General features: G+C 57.3%; 15 protein-coding genes and 2 pseudogenes. 9 read left to right on the top strand and 8 right to left on the bottom strand.

What is annotated here, in order from left to right:
* Positions 1 to 160 precede the first annotated feature (160 nt).
* The 3 genes and pseudogenes from ACTVDO_RS15480 to ACTVDO_RS15470 all read left to right on the top strand — a co-directional run.
* Positions 161 to 688 (top strand): annotated as a pseudogene (locus ACTVDO_RS15480) (CobW family GTP-binding protein); the annotation flags it as partial.
* Between the two features lie 82 nt (positions 689 to 770).
* Positions 771 to 1,739, top strand: coding sequence for a metal ABC transporter substrate-binding protein (locus tag ACTVDO_RS15475; RefSeq protein ID WP_020960997.1), 969 nt, complete (start codon positions 771 to 773; stop codon positions 1,737 to 1,739).
* Between the two features lie 147 nt (positions 1,740 to 1,886).
* Complete coding sequence (locus ACTVDO_RS15470) at positions 1,887 to 3,233, top strand: S1C family serine protease (protein WP_442901819.1); 1,347 nt, start codon at positions 1,887 to 1,889, stop codon at positions 3,231 to 3,233.
* A 126-nt stretch (positions 3,234 to 3,359) separates the two neighbouring features.
* Here the strand turns inward: ACTVDO_RS15470 and ACTVDO_RS15465 are convergent.
* The 3 genes and pseudogenes from ACTVDO_RS15465 to ACTVDO_RS15455 form a co-directional block, all read right to left on the bottom strand.
* Positions 3,360 to 3,728: pseudogene (locus ACTVDO_RS15465) on the bottom strand (cytochrome c peroxidase); the annotation flags it as partial.
* 52 nt (positions 3,729 to 3,780) lie between these two features.
* A complete protein-coding gene (locus ACTVDO_RS15460; RefSeq protein WP_442901818.1) occupies positions 3,781 to 4,260 on the bottom strand; it encodes a hypothetical protein in 480 nt (159 codons plus the stop codon).
* 13 nt (positions 4,261 to 4,273) lie between these two features.
* Positions 4,274 to 4,564 (bottom strand): DUF2325 domain-containing protein, encoded by a 291-nt coding sequence (locus ACTVDO_RS15455; RefSeq protein ID WP_020961001.1) that lies wholly within the window; start codon positions 4,562 to 4,564, stop codon positions 4,274 to 4,276.
* 237 nt (positions 4,565 to 4,801) lie between these two features.
* On the opposite strand from ACTVDO_RS15455, the gene ACTVDO_RS15450 reads away from it, so the two are divergent.
* Together ACTVDO_RS15450 and ACTVDO_RS15445 are read left to right on the top strand one after the other, a co-directional pair.
* Positions 4,802 to 4,963, top strand: a complete 162-nt coding sequence (locus tag ACTVDO_RS15450) for a DUF1540 domain-containing protein (RefSeq protein WP_020961002.1) — start codon at positions 4,802 to 4,804, stop codon at positions 4,961 to 4,963.
* 66 nt (positions 4,964 to 5,029) lie between these two features.
* Entirely contained in the window at positions 5,030 to 5,230 is a 201-nt protein-coding gene (locus ACTVDO_RS15445) for a hypothetical protein (protein ID WP_020961003.1), read from the top strand.
* A gap of 31 nt (positions 5,231 to 5,261) precedes the next feature.
* On the opposite strand, the gene ACTVDO_RS15440 is transcribed toward ACTVDO_RS15445, so the two are convergent.
* The 5 genes from ACTVDO_RS15440 to ACTVDO_RS15420 all read right to left on the bottom strand — a co-directional run bounded on the left by ACTVDO_RS15440 (position 5,262) and on the right by ACTVDO_RS15420 (position 11,718).
* A complete protein-coding gene (locus tag ACTVDO_RS15440) occupies positions 5,262 to 6,743 on the bottom strand; it encodes an o-succinylbenzoate--CoA ligase (protein WP_442901817.1) in 1,482 nt (493 codons plus the stop codon).
* Between the two features lie 229 nt (positions 6,744 to 6,972).
* Complete coding sequence (gene menB / locus ACTVDO_RS15435; protein ID WP_442901816.1) at positions 6,973 to 7,791, bottom strand: 1,4-dihydroxy-2-naphthoyl-CoA synthase; 819 nt, start codon at positions 7,789 to 7,791, stop codon at positions 6,973 to 6,975.
* Entirely contained in the window at positions 7,792 to 8,598 is an 807-nt protein-coding gene (gene menH / locus ACTVDO_RS15430) for a 2-succinyl-6-hydroxy-2,4-cyclohexadiene-1-carboxylate synthase (protein ID WP_020961006.1), read from the bottom strand.
* Positions 8,589 to 10,349: a 2-succinyl-5-enolpyruvyl-6-hydroxy-3-cyclohexene-1-carboxylic-acid synthase gene (menD, locus tag ACTVDO_RS15425; RefSeq protein ID WP_442901815.1), complete on the bottom strand. Its 1,761-nt coding sequence runs from the start codon at positions 10,347 to 10,349 to the stop codon at positions 8,589 to 8,591. Before menD ends, menH begins: the two co-directional genes overlap by 10 nt.
* On the bottom strand, positions 10,342 to 11,718 hold the full coding sequence (locus ACTVDO_RS15420) for an isochorismate synthase (RefSeq protein WP_442901814.1): 1,377 nt from the start codon (positions 11,716 to 11,718) through the stop codon (positions 10,342 to 10,344). Before ACTVDO_RS15420 ends, menD begins: the two co-directional genes overlap by 8 nt.
* Positions 11,719 to 11,886: 168 nt before the next feature.
* On the opposite strand from ACTVDO_RS15420, the gene ACTVDO_RS15415 reads away from it, so the two are divergent.
* The 4 genes from ACTVDO_RS15415 (at position 11,887) to ACTVDO_RS15400 (ending at position 15,554) form a co-directional block, all read left to right on the top strand.
* Positions 11,887 to 12,816, top strand: a complete 930-nt coding sequence (locus ACTVDO_RS15415; RefSeq protein ID WP_442901813.1) for a 1,4-dihydroxy-2-naphthoate polyprenyltransferase — start codon at positions 11,887 to 11,889, stop codon at positions 12,814 to 12,816.
* A gap of 181 nt (positions 12,817 to 12,997) precedes the next feature.
* On the top strand, positions 12,998 to 13,807 hold the full coding sequence (locus tag ACTVDO_RS15410; RefSeq protein WP_020961010.1) for a yteA family sporulation protein: 810 nt from the start codon (positions 12,998 to 13,000) through the stop codon (positions 13,805 to 13,807).
* A gap of 360 nt (positions 13,808 to 14,167) precedes the next feature.
* Positions 14,168 to 14,962, top strand: a complete 795-nt coding sequence (locus tag ACTVDO_RS15405; protein ID WP_442901812.1) for a TIGR00266 family protein — start codon at positions 14,168 to 14,170, stop codon at positions 14,960 to 14,962.
* A complete protein-coding gene (locus ACTVDO_RS15400) occupies positions 14,949 to 15,554 on the top strand; it encodes a hypothetical protein (protein WP_442901811.1) in 606 nt (201 codons plus the stop codon). The genes ACTVDO_RS15405 and ACTVDO_RS15400 overlap by 14 nt, the downstream gene beginning before the upstream one ends.
* Position 15,555: the final 1 nt, after the last annotated feature.

Here is a 15,555-nt window from a genome sequence, read left to right as displayed (position 1 = left end):
AATGCGGCCATCAATATCAAACATGAGGGCATGAAACGATTAGCGATAGTCTAACTTGTCCTCGAACCGTGGGGCACACGGGGATCGCTCGGTCAACTTCCCATCATGAGATGGGATTACCCGAGAAGCCCCCACCTCTAAGCGAAGCGTAGGTGGTGGGAGTATGTCACACACGCATTTATTCGATTTTGAAAAAGCAAGCCAATCAGCCGGCTGGATCAAAGAACTAAATGAAGAGCATACGCCTGAAACGGAACAATACGGCATCGCTTCCTTCGTCTACCGCCGAAAGCGGCCGTTTCATCCCGAACGGCTGATGAACTGGCTGGAAAACTGGCCGGTTGAAGTGGTGCGCGCGAAAGGCTTTGTTTGGCTTGCCCCTTGGAACGACTGGGGCATTCTCCTATCCCAGGCAGGGACATCGATCTCCATCCAAGCAGCAGGACGATGGATGGCTTCCTATCCGGAAGAGGACATTCAACAGCTGTTGCAAGAAGAGGAAACATGGGGAGAAAAGTGGGATGACACCTATGGCGACCGCTTGACCGAACTTGTGTTGATCGGCATCGATATGAACGCCGATGACATCGAGCGCTCGCTCGACGAATGTTTGCTGACGGATGAAGAGATGAAGGAAGATTGGACGCGGTTCCCGAATCCGTTCCCTTCTCTTCTTCCTTCATCCTAAAAAGTTGTTATTCATCGTTTTCAAATCGTAATGATTACGATATAATAAAAGCGCCCATCTTCATTCCAGAAAGGAGTCGACCATGAGAGCTGCGTCCATCTTTCTATCCTTGCTTTTAGCGGCCAGCGCCTTGCTATATGGTTGTCAATCGAAACCGGAGGCAAACAAAACCGGGACATCAAATGATCGCCTGACGATTTACACGACCGTCTATCCGTTGGAAGACTTCACGAAAAAGATCGGCGGCGATCTCGTTGACGTGAAAAGCATTTATCCGCCCGGCGCGGAAGCCCATACGTTTGAACCGACGACGAAAACGATCGAGCAAATCGCCGGGGCGGATGCGTTCCTTTACATCGGCCACGGGATGGAGCCGTTCGCCGAAAAGCTGAAGGAAACATTAAAAAATGAGCATGTCCAATTTCTTGCGGCCACAAACGGCATCGAATTGCTTGAATCAAACCACGAAGAGGGGCATGAGGAAGAGCACCAAGACGAACACGGGGAAGAACATGGGCATGACCATGGAGACAAAGACCCGCACGTCTGGCTCGACCCGATCCGCTCGATTGCAGTCGCCGAGAACATCCGCGACTTGCTCGTTGAACTGAACCCTGAAAAAAAGGAACGGTTCAATCAAAACTTTGCGGCGTTAAAGGCCAAACTCGAGCGCCTTGACGGGCAGTTCCGTTCCGTCATCGAAAAAGCGCCCAAAAAAGAGATGCTCGTCGCCCACGCCGCCTACGGCTATTGGGAAGACCGCTACGGCCTCCATCAGCTGAGCGTCTCCGGGCTGTCGCCGACGAACGAGCCGTCGCAAAAAGAGCTGGCCGCGCTCATCGATTTGGCGAAACGCCACGACATCCGCTACGTTCTCTTTGAACGCAACACACCGGCGAAAATCGCCGAAACGGTTCAGCGCGAAATCGGCGCCAAAGCGCTGTATTTGCACAATCTTGAAACGCTGACCGATGACGACAAAAAACAGGGCCGCGATTACTTCAATTTGATGGAAGAAAATCTAAAGACGATCCAACAGGCGCTCCGTTAGCCTCCCTTGTCCCCGCTGCCAAGGCGGGGCTTTTTTTTGTCGCATTTTTTGCCAACACTTTATTTTTTTCTGTTGGTGCTCCAAAAGACGGAGGGCGAATATAATGTACCATTGTTTTAAAAATTTCTAAAAAACGGGGTGGAATATGTGCGCAAACGAGCGATGATCACGCTCCCGATCACCATTATTTTGGCCGTATGCATCGCCGCTTCCTTCTTTTTGCTGAACACCAAACCGGACACGTCCCATATCTCAAGAGCACAAAAGCTGGCCGAGTACACGAAGCCGGCCGTCGTCCGCATCGTCGATTATGCGATTGTCGAGTGGGAATTTGCCAACTATGATCCGGATGTCGAGGCATACCTAGAGCAGCTTGATTACCAGACGGTGATTGGCGCATCCGGCTCAGGGGCGATCATTAGTTCCAACGGCTACATTGTCACGAACGCCCATGTCGTCGAGTATTCAAAAGCTGAAGAAATCGATATTGCCAACGCCGCTTTCGAGCAACTGGTGGCCGGGGTGGCCGAATACTTTGGCGTCGATTTTGACCTTGCCTACGATTACATGATCGAGTATACGTTTTACACAAAAGTGACGCGCGGCCTGAAAGTCATGTTGCCTGGCGGGGATGTGCTCGACGGGGAAATCAAAAGCTACGGAGCCCCGGTCAACCAAGGGAAGGACGTAGCGGTGTTGAAAGTTGAGGGCAAAAACTTGCCGACGCTGCCGCTTGGCAATTCGGACAACGTCCAAAACCAAGACGACATTTGGGTCATCGGCTATCCCGCAGCTGCGGAATCCGATTACCTTTCTCCCGATTCCTCTTTAGTCTCTTCGATGAACGCCGGCCACGTCTCGGCGACCTCGAAAAAGACCGAACAAGGAAGCCCAGTCATCCAACTTGACGCCGCCGCCACCCATGGAAACAGCGGGGGACCGGTCATCAACGAACGCGGGGAAATCATCGGTTTGCTCACCTTCCGCGGCGACACCGTCAACGGCCAAGAAGTGCAAGGGTTCAACTTTGCCGTTCCGGTCAATACGGTCAAAGAATTTGTCAAGCAAGCCGGCGCCGACCAAGGGCAAGGGGCGACGGACACCTTCTTCCGGGAAGGATTGACGCTCTATTGGGGCGGCTATTATAAAGATGCCCTGGCCAAATTTGAAGCGGTCGAACGCCTCTATCCGGGCCATTCGGAAATTAAACGGTTCATTACCGACAGCCAACAAAAAAGCGGGCAAAGCAAAATTCTTTGGTCGAATTATCAAACCGCCTTCTTCATTTTCGATGGCGTCGCTCTGTTGCTTATCATCGGACTGCTTCTGTTTACCTTTGTGCTTAAACCAAAACAGCCAAACAACGCTGCTGCTCCGGCCAACGGGCCGCCTATGACGTCGGCCGATTTGAACCGCGACAACAAAGCCGGCCGTCAGGATGTGCCATTGGCCTCGCAGCAGCCCCCCGACAGCGGGAAAAAAGACAGCCCATAACCTTCCTTGCTTATAAATATAATATTAAAAAATGGGACATTTATGACGATAAAACCGCAAAGAGTCGATAAAAAGATGTCCGCCCGGCATCAGGCGGACATCTTTTTTTCTTTCCCCCGGCCGCTGCTACTCGAGAGACCGCACGTAGGCGGCGATCGCGGCGATTTCCCCCGGCGTCAACGTTTGCACTTCCTTCGTCTCGTGCCGCCGAATCGCCTCTTCGATCGTGTGCGCGCTGCCGTCATGCAAATACGGCGCCGTCGCCCACACGCCGCGCAAGGTGGGCGTATCCCATTGCTTCGGCGTCCGCGGGTTGGCAAAATGGGCGCGGGCGTCGCCTTTGGAAGCGCGGTCTTTCGGGTTGGCCGTGCCGATGTCATGCAAATAGGCGGTGTTGGCGGTCGTCAAGTTTCCGTCCGGCCCGATGGCTTTGACGCTGTCGGTGAAATATTCGCCCCCGTGGCAGCCTAAACAATTGCTTTTGCCAGCAAACACGTTCCCCGCTCATCAACATAACGATTTTCCGCCGCCCTCCTCCCGCATCCGTTCAAGCAGAAATCCATTCAATGCGGCGGCCGCCCGTCCATAAAAAACAGCATTCCAGTTCATGTGGGCAAAATCCGACCGCCTCCCGGCATAAAGGCGGCACGTCTTCCTTGCAGCGCCGGATTTCGTCCTCTTCTTCCCGCCAGAGCAGGACGCGGACGCGGTCGCGGTAGACGATATACAACCGCGCATCTTCCCGTTCTTTTCCGTCAGCCAACAGCAGCGGGGTGTCCTCCCGTTCCTCCGGCCCAAAAAACTCGAGCAAATGGTCGGTCACCTTCGCCAACACAAGGCCGTAATGAAGCGGGGATGGGAACGCGGCCCGAAGCAGAAGCGGGCGGTGCCGCTCAATCGCCTTCAACAGCGAAAAAGCGGAGCGAAGCGGCGGGGCGGTTTCGCAATACGCCTCGACCACGCGGCGAAGAAACAGACCGACCGCACACGGCCAGGCGGGCAAGGCAGGATGACAGGCGACACTCATATTGGCCCCCCTTTTATGCATGTTTTTCCAACTGTTCAAGTACAGCATAAATGGAACTCCACGACCGCTTGACAAAATAAATGGGCTTGTCTTTGCTTTTCGCTTTCTCTTTCACCTTTTTCGCCAAGTTATGGTTAATGTAATCGATCATCACCAAGACGGCGGCCACATGTTCCGGAATGTCACGCTTCACCATATTCACCTTCCGCCCGTTCAGATGAATGATCTCACGAAACCCGGAATTCGCCAATTTATCGGTTATGTTGCCTAAATGATCCGCACCTACAACAAGCAGCGATGCCATACCGCCATCCTCCTTCATCATTTCTCTCTGCCTTTATTTTAATTGAGAATGATTCTCTATGTCAATGATAATGATATATATTTTCATTTAACAGATTTCTGAAAGAAGCCTTGCTTCTGACTGAACGGGAACGAGGCGGCGGCCGTTCACCTGTCTTTCGCACGTCCGCTTATAAATTTCGTCCTAACCGGCAAACTATTGGTGCAGGGGATTTCATCATGATAAGGGGGATGACCAATGGCAAAAGACGTTCTTTGCGAAGTGCGCAACTGCCATTATTGGGCGGATGGGAATCGCTGCAACGCTGATGCGATTTACGTCGTCAGCCATGCCGGGAACATGGCGTCCGATTCGTCAGAAACGGACTGCAAAACGTTTGTTCCTGCTGATGAAGCATAACGGTTCAGCGAATCAAGCGCTGCCCGGCTGACCGGGCGGCGCTTACATCGTTAGAGGGGGATGACGATGGACAAGCGCGCCAGCCTCATTAAGGCGTTCAAAGAGGAAATCAAGCGGGCCCGTCCGGCGTCCTACCCGGTCTGCATTGATTCCTTCACGAATTTATGGCAGTACGAGTTTGGTTCATTCGAGCAGTTGCCGCCCGATATTGAGCGGCTTGTCGCCTACCGGGCGGCTGAACTCGGATTGATGGACGATGATGGTTAAGGCAGGCATCAAGATGAAGCGAGCGCCCCGCTTAAAGGCGGGACGCTCGCTTTTCCGCTTCCGGGATCAACGTTTTCAGCTCGCGGCGCAACAGTTTTTGCGCCGCATTGCGCGGCAGTGCGTCGATGAAATAAATGCGCGCCGGCACTTTGTATTTGGCGAGCCGCTGGCGGCAAAATTGCTTTAGTTCGTCCTCATCGGCCGCCGCTCCTTGCTTTCGTTTTACAAACGCATACGGCACTTGCCCCCACGTTTCATCTTCCACACCGGTCACCCCGGCTTCTTCGACATCGGGATGTGACAACAGCACCGCTTCAATTTCAGCAGGGTAGACGTTCTCCCCGCCGGAAATGATGAGATCGGAGCGGCGGTCGAGCACGTACAAAAACCCCTCCTCATCGACATACCCAATGTCGCCGGTGTAAAACCAACCGTCGCGGAGCGCCCGCTCCGTCGCCTCGGGGCGGTGCAAGTATCCTTTCGTCACGTTCGGCCCTTTGACGACAATTTCCCCGGCTTCATACGGCGCGGCTTGTTTTCCGTCTTGCATGATGCATAGCTCGGCCGGAAAAAGCGGCTTGCCGGCGGAGCCGAGTTTCGTCAGGCTGTATTCAGGCGCCAACGTCACGATTTGCGACGACGTTTCCGTCATCCCGTACGTCTGGTATACCGGAATGCCTTTTTCCTTGCACGCCTCAAGCAGCGGCTGCGGCGCCGGCCCGCCGCCAAGCAGCATGCAGCGGAACGTATCCGGATAGCGCGCTTCCCCGAGCTCGGCCACCATCCGTTGCAGCATGGCGGCCACGACCGACATGATCGTCACCTGTCCGCTTATAATCAAGCCGTTCGCTTCCTTCGGGTCAAATGACGGCTGAATGTACATCGGCATGCCGTAAATGACGCTGCGCATGGCGATCGACAGGCCGCTGATGTGAAACAGCGGCACGGCCGCAAGCCAGCAGTCGCCTTCGTGCAACCCGAGATTGAGCGCCGAGCCGACCGCGCTCCACCAATGGTTGCCGTACGTTTGCAGCACGCCTTTCGGGGTGCCGGTCGTTCCCGATGTGTACATGATCGTCGCCGTCTCGTCCAACTCGACCGTTTCCTTGAGCGGAACGTCCGCTTCCAAAAGCGCCGCAAGCGCGCCTATCGTCACCACCCGTCCGTCGCCGCCGAAGCGGTCAGCCAAGCCATCATCAGCGATCACCAAACACGCGCCGCTGTCATCGAGCTGCCAGCCAAGCTCGTAGGGCGTGAGGCGCACGTTTTGCAGCAAGGCGCGGGCGCCGAGCAAAAACAAGGCATGGACGATTTCAATCATCTCGATGCGGTTTTTCATCAAAACGGCCACGATGTCGCCTTCCCGAACGCCCGCTGCGGCGAGGCGGCGCGCCCATGACGCCGACGCTTCGTACAGTTCGGCAAACGTTTTTGTCCGCTCCCCGTCACGAACGGCCGTCCGCTCCGGGGTTAAAAACGCCCGCTGCTTCAGCCAGTTTGGCATTTTGGTCATGCATTCCCCTCCTTTCGGCCGTTTGGCGTGCCGGCCCATCACGCGCGGCGCCGCCGTCCCCAACGGGCGGCACGGCGTTCCTTAGGTCGGTCGCCGTTCCCGGCAAAAAACGCCATCCGCCACGGAAACGCCCCCGTTCCGGCGGTGCAAACACGGCGCGGAGGTTCGCCCCGCCGGCGGCAAGATGCGAAAAAGCAGCTTGATGCGGCATCAAGCTGCTTTTCCGTTCTCACGGAAAACGCGGGAACTGGCCGAAATCCGGCTTCCGTTTTTCCTTAAACGCCCGCATTCCTTCTTTCGCTTCTTCCGTCGTATAGAAAAGAAGCGTCGCATCGCCGGCGAGCTGCTGAATGCCGGCCAAGCCGTCGGAATCGGCGTTGAACGCCGCTTTTAAGAAGCGAATGGCGGTCGGGCTTTTCTCCAAAATTTCCTGCGCCCATTTGACCGTTTCTTCCTCGAGCTGTTCAAGCGGCACGACTTTGTTCACAAGCCCCATCTCGAGCGCTTCTTGGGCGTTGTACTGGCGGCACAAATACCAAATTTCCCGCGCCTTTTTATGGCCGACGATGCGCGCCAAATAGCCGGCGCCGTAACCGCCGTCAAAGCTGCCGACTTTCGGCCCCGTTTGGCCGAAGATGGCGTTGTCGGCCGCAATCGTCAAGTCGCAGACGACATGGAGCACATGGCCGCCGCCGATGGCGTAGCCGGCGACCATCGCGATGACCGGCTTCGGGATGACGCGGATGAGCCGCTGCAAATCGAGCACGTTGAGGCGCGGAATTTCGTCTTCGCCGACATAACCGCCATGGCCGCGCACTTTTTGATCCCCGCCCGAGCAAAACGCCTTGCCGCCTGCACCGGTCAAAATGATGACGCCGATGTTCGAATCGTCGCGCGCCCGCGCGAACGCATCAATCATTTCCGTTACCGTTTTCGGACGAAACGCATTATGTACTTCCGGGCGGTTGATCGTAATTTTGGCGATGCCGTTGTACGTTTCGTAAATAATATCCTCATAATCGTACTCTTTCACCCATTCAAACGGCATTTACACTTCCCCCTTTTTAATGAATTCACTTACTATTTTAGCAAAAATGCCGGGTTGTTCCACATGAATTGCATGTCCGGCGTCTTCGACACAGACAAGCTCGCTGTTTGCCAGCCGTGCATGCATATCGGCAGCGATGCGGCAAAATTTATCATCGTGCTTCCCGCACAAAAGAAGCACAGGCATGGCCAGTTCGCCAAGCCGCTCCCACCATGACGGCTGCATGCCGGTCCCCATCCCGCGCAAGCTGTTGGCCAGTCCTTGTTCCGTATGGCGAAGCCGCTCGCGGCGAATGGCCTCCCGCACCGGCTTCGGGAGCCGCTTTTGCGTCGCAAAAAGTGGAAGCTGCTCCCAATCATCGACAAAGGCGCGGACGCCATCCCGCTCGATCCGCTGCGCAAGCGCCTCATCCGCTTCCCGCCGGGCGCGCCGCTCCGCTTCCGTCTTCAGCCCCGGCGAACTGCTCTCAAGCACTAAGCGGCGGACGCGGTGCGGATGCCATATAGCAAAGCTCAAGGCGAGCCGCCCGCCCATCGAATAGCCGAGCACGTTCGCCTTTTCGATGCCCACGTTATCAAGAAGCGCCGCCAAGTCGGCCGCCGCCTGCTCCATCCGATACCGATCCGCACTCTTTGGCGCTTCTGTCCGCCCGTGCCCGGGCAAATCAACCGCGATCAGACGGAACTCCGGCCAAGACGGAACGAGCGGCGCCCATGTGTCCGCGCTGCCGGTAAACCCGTGCAGCAATAAGAGCGGCTCCCCTTCCCCATATTGTTTCACATGGTAACGAATCCCATTCACTTCCATCGTTCTTCCGTTCCTTTTTGTTCGAGAACTGCTGCGATTTCCTGGGAAACACGTTCCCACAAAAAACGATGCATTTGGACATTTTCCGCGCGCGACGTGCGCACTTCGATGACATTCAGTCCGCCTTTGTCGAGCGATTCGACGACACAGCGGCGAAATTCATCCCATGTGCGCGGTGCCGCATAACGGCCGCCGTACATCTCGACCGCATGGGAAAACGACAAATCGGTCGGCGTGCCAAACAGCGTCTCAAACGGCCCTTCATGGCGCGCCTGCGGCAAAAAGGAGAAAATGCCGCCGCCGTTATTGTTCAGCAATACGATCGTCGCCTGCAGCCCGTGCATCTTGGCCGCCAACAAGCCGTTTAAGTCATGGTAAAACGACAAATCACCGATGACAAGCACGAGCGGACGGGCCGCAGTGCTAGCGCCCAACGCGCTTGAGACGACGCCGTCAATGCCGTTGGCGCCGCGGTTGGCGAGAACGCGAAGCGGCTTGTCCGTCGACCAGAAAAACGTATCCGCATCGCGGATCGGCATGCTGTTGCCAACAAACAACGATGCACCCGGCGGCAGCAATTCCGCCAGTTCGACGAACACGGTTCCTTCAAACCATTCGTCTTTTGGCAAGTGCTGCCGCAGCAACGTGCGGGCGATGTCGTTGATCTCGCGCCATGTCATCGACCAGGCGCTCTCCTTTCGCTTCGGCTCGGCGGTGTCAAGCAGTTGCCGGCACAGCGCCGTTTCATCGCTTTGAACAATGGAAGCAGCCGACAGCGTCGGGTCGAGCCAGCCGCCGTCATCGACGACGATTTGGCGGATCGAGCGATGCCGCTTCAGCCATAACAGGAGCGGCTTGGACACCGGCATGGCGCCAAACCGGAGCACGACATCGGGCACGAGCTTGGACGCGATCGCTTCGTCTTTTAAAATGGCGTCATAGCTGTCGATCACATATGTTTTGTCATGCGAACCGGCGCGCAGCTGTGACAGCGGATCAGCCAAAATTGGAAAATCAAGCGCCCGCGCAAGCGCGGTGACCGCTTCGGCAAAGCCGGGCTGGTCAAGCGGTCCGCACACAATCAGCCCCCGTTTGGCTGCGGCCAGCTCTTCATAAAGGGCGGCCGCGCTTTCATCGGAAACCGTCGGCCGGCCGTTCACAACGCGCGGCGCCCGTCTAAGCGCCCGCACGTGTTCCCAGACGTCATCGTTGATTTCCGGGACAAGCGGCTCGCGAAACGGCAAGTTGACATGCACCGGCCCGGCCGGCGCGGCGGCAGCCACCCCGGCCGCTCTTGCCGCCATCGCCTGCGCATAGCCAAGCATCTGATCCGTCTCTTCCGGGAGCGCTAAATCGACAAACCATTTTGCGTAGCGGCCGTATAAGTGCAATTGGTCAATCGCCTGCGGCGCGCCCATATCGCGCAGTTCGTGCGGCCGGTCGGCCGTCAGCACGACAAGCGGCACACGCGAATAGTGCGCCTCGACAACCGCCGGCAAATAATTGGCCGCCGCCGTGCCTGACGTGCACACTAACGCGACCGGCCGCTGTTTCGCTTTCGCCATGCCAAGGGCAAAAAACGCGGCCGACCGCTCATCGATGTGGACGGAAAAACGGAGGCCGCGATGCTTTGCCATGGCCATCGCGAGCGGCGTTGAACGCGAGCCAGGGCTGATGACGGCTTCTGTCACCCCCGCTTGCACAAGCCCGTCGACAAAAGCGGCCACATAACATGACAGCGCGTCAGTCATCGTTCATCACTCCTAAGGCTGATAACATCGGGGCCATTTTCACGTTCGTCTCCTCGTACTCGCTTTCCGGACTCGAGTGCGCGACAATGCCGCAGCCGGCAAAAAGCGTCGCCTTGTCCCCGTCAAGCAGGCCGGAACGGATCGCGACCGCCCATTCCCCGTTGCCGTCGCCGTCCACCCAGCCGATCGGGGCGGCGTACCACCCGCGGTCAAGCGGCTCAAGAGCGCGGATCGCTTCCATCGCCCGTTCGCGCGGCGTCCCGCCGAGCGCCGGCGTCGGGTGCATCATTTCCACGAGGTGCAGCACCGATGGCTCCCGGCAGCCGCGGCCGACAACCGGTGTGCACAAATGTTGGATATGCGGCAGCTTGAGAAGCTGCGGCCCGTCCGGCATCTCCACCGTCTCACAAACGGACGAAAACAAGCGGCGGATCATGTGCACGACGAATTGATGCTCCTCGCGGTTTTTCGAATCGGCTTGCAGCCAGGCGCCAAGCTGCTCATCTTCCCCGGCGGTTCTCCCGCGGCGCGCGGAACCGGCCAGGCAAACCGAGCGGCACGCTTCCCCTTCTTTTTGAACAAGCTGCTCCGGCGAAGCGCCAATAAAACAGCGGCCATCTTGTTCAAACGCAAAAAGGTACGCAAACGGCTGCTGCTCGCGAAGCCGCGTCAGCACAAAAGCGGCGTCCATTTTTCCGCTGAACCTCAACCGCCGGGCGCGGGCGAGGACTACTTTATCCAGCGCGCCGGCGCGAATCGAGGTGATCGCTTCTCGCACCGCGGCGAGCCACCGCTCTTTTTCTTCCTCTTCATCCGCGACGAGCGCCGGAAGCGCCGCCGAAAACGGCGCCGGCTCCCCGACCCGTCCAAGCAGCCGCCCGATCCGCTCTATTTCCCGTTCTCCGCCGCCGGCTGGCAGCGTGACCGTCAGCTGCGCCCGCCCGTTTCTGACCGAGAGAAGCACGACCGGCGCGATCAATTTTCCGGCCGGAAAGCCGCGCCATACGGATGTGCGCGGCCGATGCGGGTCAAAAGAAAACCCGCCAAACAGCAGCGGCGGCATATCGGCTTCACCGTGCCGTTCGACTTGTCCGGCCCATCGTTGGCGCTCTTGCTCGACATAATGAAACCGCCCGCCTTTTTCCTCTGTTTCCACTGCATAGGCCGAGCCAAGGCCGACCAGAATGGTGCCGCCGCTCCGGTCAGACCAAAAAAACCGCTCCCGAAATCCGCAAGCCGGCCCTTGCATAAAAAAAGAAACCGGATCGATGTCTTCCAACGGTTCCGTCCAGCTGACAAACGGCCGCGCGGCACTCGCCGCCAGCCTTTGCAGTTGTTGTTGGATTTTATGTTGAAATACAATCGCCACGACCCTCACGCTTTCTTTCGTAAGATTCCTTCTCCCTCCCCTACTTTTCATTATATATAATAGGAAATCATTTATCTATCGGAAAGGGTTGACACACTTTAAACGTTTTCCTACACTTATTTTGAACGTAAATGAACTATATTTTCATGAAATTAAGGGGAAATAGACATGCAACCATCTACACATATCGACCATCGGCCGCCGGCCCGCCGCGACTGGCGCGTCTTTTGGCGGCTGACACGGCCGCATACGCTGACGGCGGCGTTTGTGCCGGTATGCGTCGGCACAGTGTTGGCGCTTGGCGAAACGGCGGTCCGCTTCTCGCTCTTTGCGGCGATGTTGGTCGCTTCGCTGCTCATTCAGGCTGCGACGAACATGTTTAACGAATATTACGACTACAAGCGCGGCCTCGATTCGCCGGAATCGGTCGGCATCGGCGGCGCCATCGTCCGCGATGGCCTCGAACCGAGAACCGTGTTGGCGCTGGCGTTCGGCTGTTTTGGGGCGGCGATGCTGATCGGCGTTTACATTTGCATGCAAAGCAGCTGGTGGCTTGCGGTCATCGGGATCGTTTGTATGGCGGCCGGCTACTTTTACACCGGCGGGCCCGTTCCGATCGCCTACACGCCGTTCGGCGAGCTTGCCGCCGGGTTTTTCATGGGATTTATGATCATCCTGATTTCATTTTTCGTCCAAACGGGCCATGTGAGCGCGAAAGCGGCATTGGTGGCGGTTCCGGTCGCCATTTTAGTCGGCGCCATTTTGCTCGCCAATAATATCCGCGATCTCGACGGCGACCGTGAAAAAGGAAGAAAAACGCTCGCCATTTTAGTCGGGCGCGGCTGGGCGATTCGCGTGCTCGCCATGATGTTTGCCGTCTCGTTTCTTTGGATTGTGGCGCTCGTTTTGTTTGGCACCGTGCCGTTTTGGACGCTGCTTGCCCTGCTGAGCGCGCCAAAAGCGGTGGCAGCGGCGCGCGGATTTATCGGCAAAACGAAACCGGCCGAGATGATGCCGGCGATGAAAGCAACCGCCCAAACGAATACACAGTTTGGCTTTTTGCTCGCCATCGGCTTGCTTGTCGGCCAATGGCTGTAAACACGGTCGAAACGGCCGTGTTTTTTTTTTGATTTTCGCCCATACTACACCATATAGACTCCTGCGGCGAACCATTCGCCGCCGACGGAAGGGGGAAACGATCCCTCTGTTTGAAAGGCTCCAAACATTTTCAAGTTCGAATACATGCAAGACAGACGCTGCAAGGAAGGGGTTGCAACCGATGTTGACGAACGAACAACTCGCCGCCTTCCGCTCCACATTGCTCGAGATGAAGCGGGACATTGAAGAACGGCTGACACAAAACGACCATTTCGGCATGACGCGCAGCCACGCCCATGATGGGGTCGGCGAACTGGCCAGTTACGACAACCACCCCGCCGATGAGGCGACCGAACTGTATGAGCGGGAAAAAGATTTGGCGTTGGATGACCATACGGAGCGCGAATTTCACGAGATTGAACGGGCGCTTAAAGCCATTGACGAAGGCACGTACGGGATTTGCCGCACATGCGGCCAGCCGATTCCGTACGAGCGGCTCGAGGCGCTGCCGACGACGCTTTATTGCCGGGAACACAGCCCGGACCAAACCGTTTCGCAAAAACGTCCACTCGAAGAAGGGGTGCTCATGCCGCCGTTTGGCAAATTCGATTTTGACGACCGCGACGAATCGGTCGCCTATGACGCCGAGGACGCCTGGCAGGAAGTCGCCCGCTACGGCTCATCGGACACACCTTCCGATCTTGGCAAAAATGTTGACTATTACGGGGAAGTGTACGCTGAATCGGAAGAGAACGTCGGCTATGTTGAAGACTTGGAAAATTTCGCGGCGGTCGACTTGTATGGGAACGATGTGCACGTCTACCCGACGCGGAAGCACGAATGGCTCGAAAACATCTTAGATGATGAGGGCATCATGTCCAACATCGGTGACTTGCCGGCGTATGAAAAAGACCCGTATACGGTAAAAGGAAGCCACCGCCGCTACGATGAACGCCCGACCCAACAAAGCTTCGGAGAACGCAATCCGTAAACAAGGCCATCCGTGTGATGGCCTTTTTGAAACGGGGAAGGGGCGTTTCCGAAAAAGGCGCCCATGAAAGACGGGGGAAAGCAAACACGCATGCGGTCCAAGGGCGGATGGACAACAGGGGCGCCGCCGGTTCCAAGGGCGGCTCGAAAACCGGCAAAGGGAAGCAGGACGGCTTTTGAACGAACGAGCGTTTGAACTGGCAAGGACGCGTGTTCCGATGCCGCTTCCAACACAATGAACACATCGTTTTCCAATGTTTTTTGAACGAACGCATCGTTTTCCATGATTTTTGAAACGGCACAAGGACGTGTTCCGTAGTACATAACGGAATGTTGTGAAATCTTGGACGGAGGCGAAACGATGAACGCACACGAAATTGATTACCAGCTGTACGGCGATGACATGCAGTTTGTCGAGATTGAACTCGACCCGCGCGAAAGCGTCATTGCGGAAGCAGGCGGCATGATGATGATGGATGACGGCATTACCATGGAGACGGTGTTCGGCGACGGCTCCTCGGCTGGAAGAGGGCTGCTCGGCCGCCTCGTCGGCGCCGGGAAACGGCTGCTCACCGGGGAAAGTTTGTTTATGACCGTGTTCACAAACCAAGGAAGCGACAAGCGCCGCGTCGCCTTTGCCGCCCCGTATCCGGGAAAAATTATCCCGGTCGATTTGAGCCAACTGGGCGGGAAGCTCATCTGCCAAAAGGACTCGTTTTTATGCGCCGCCAAAGGGGTTTCCGTCGGCATCGAATTTCAACGCAAGCTCGGCGCCGGCTTTTTCGGCGGCGAAGGGTTTATTATGCAAAAGTTGGAAGGCGACGGGCTCGCCTTTTTGCACGCCGGCGGGACGATCCACCGCCGCGAACTGCAGCCGGGGGAAAAGCTGCGCATTGACACCGGCTGTCTTGTCGCCATGACGAAAGACGTCGACTACGACATCGAATACGTCGGCAACATCAAAACCGCCTTTTTCGGCGGCGAAGGGCTGTTTTTGGCGACCGTCACCGGCCCCGGGGCGGTGTGGGTGCAGTCGCTCCCGTTCAGCCGGCTCGCTGACCGCGTGCTCGCCGCCGCTCCGGGCGGCGGCGGACGATCGGTCGGCGAAGGCAGCATCCTTGGCGGCATCGGCGATTGGCTAGATGGCGACGGCTGAAACGAAATCAGGCGTTCGGGCAGAATGCCTGTCGGTTCACACGAAACGAAACGGGGCGTTCGGGCAGAATGCCGGCTGTTCCGCCAACGCAAAACGGGGCGTTCGGGCAGAATGCCGGCTGTTCCGCCAACGCAAAACGGGGCGCTCGGGCAGAATGCCGGCTGTTCCGCCAACGCGAAACGGGCCGCTCGGGCAGAATGCCGGCTGTTCCGCCAACGCGAAACGGGCCGCTCGGGCAGAATGCCGGCCGGTTCCGCCAACGCGAAACGGGGCGTTCGGGCAGAACGTCGGCTGTTCCGCCAACGCGAAACGGGGCGTTCCAACAGGACGCCCCGTTTTGTTCATGCCGTTTCCGCTGCGGCCCGGCGACGGTCATACATCCGACCTCTTCCCTTGCAAGCCGCCGCTCCTTGGCCGCCGTTTTGCCTCCGCACAAGAAACCGTCCTAAGCCCGCGTTTGGCGACGATGGAATCGATCGTTCCAACCGGTTCGGCCGGGAACGATTCATCATGCCAAAGCCGAATTCGTGATGACGGGCGGCCGGTCGTTTCCGCCGCCGAGATGATTCAAAGCGGCCGCACTCGTCTTTAGG

Origin of the sequence: Geobacillus sp. BK01 (assembly GCF_052220245.1) — a bacterium.
Classification (GTDB): Bacteria; Bacillota; Bacilli; order Bacillales; family Anoxybacillaceae; genus Geobacillus.
This window is presented reverse-complemented; position numbering and strand designations above follow the sequence as displayed.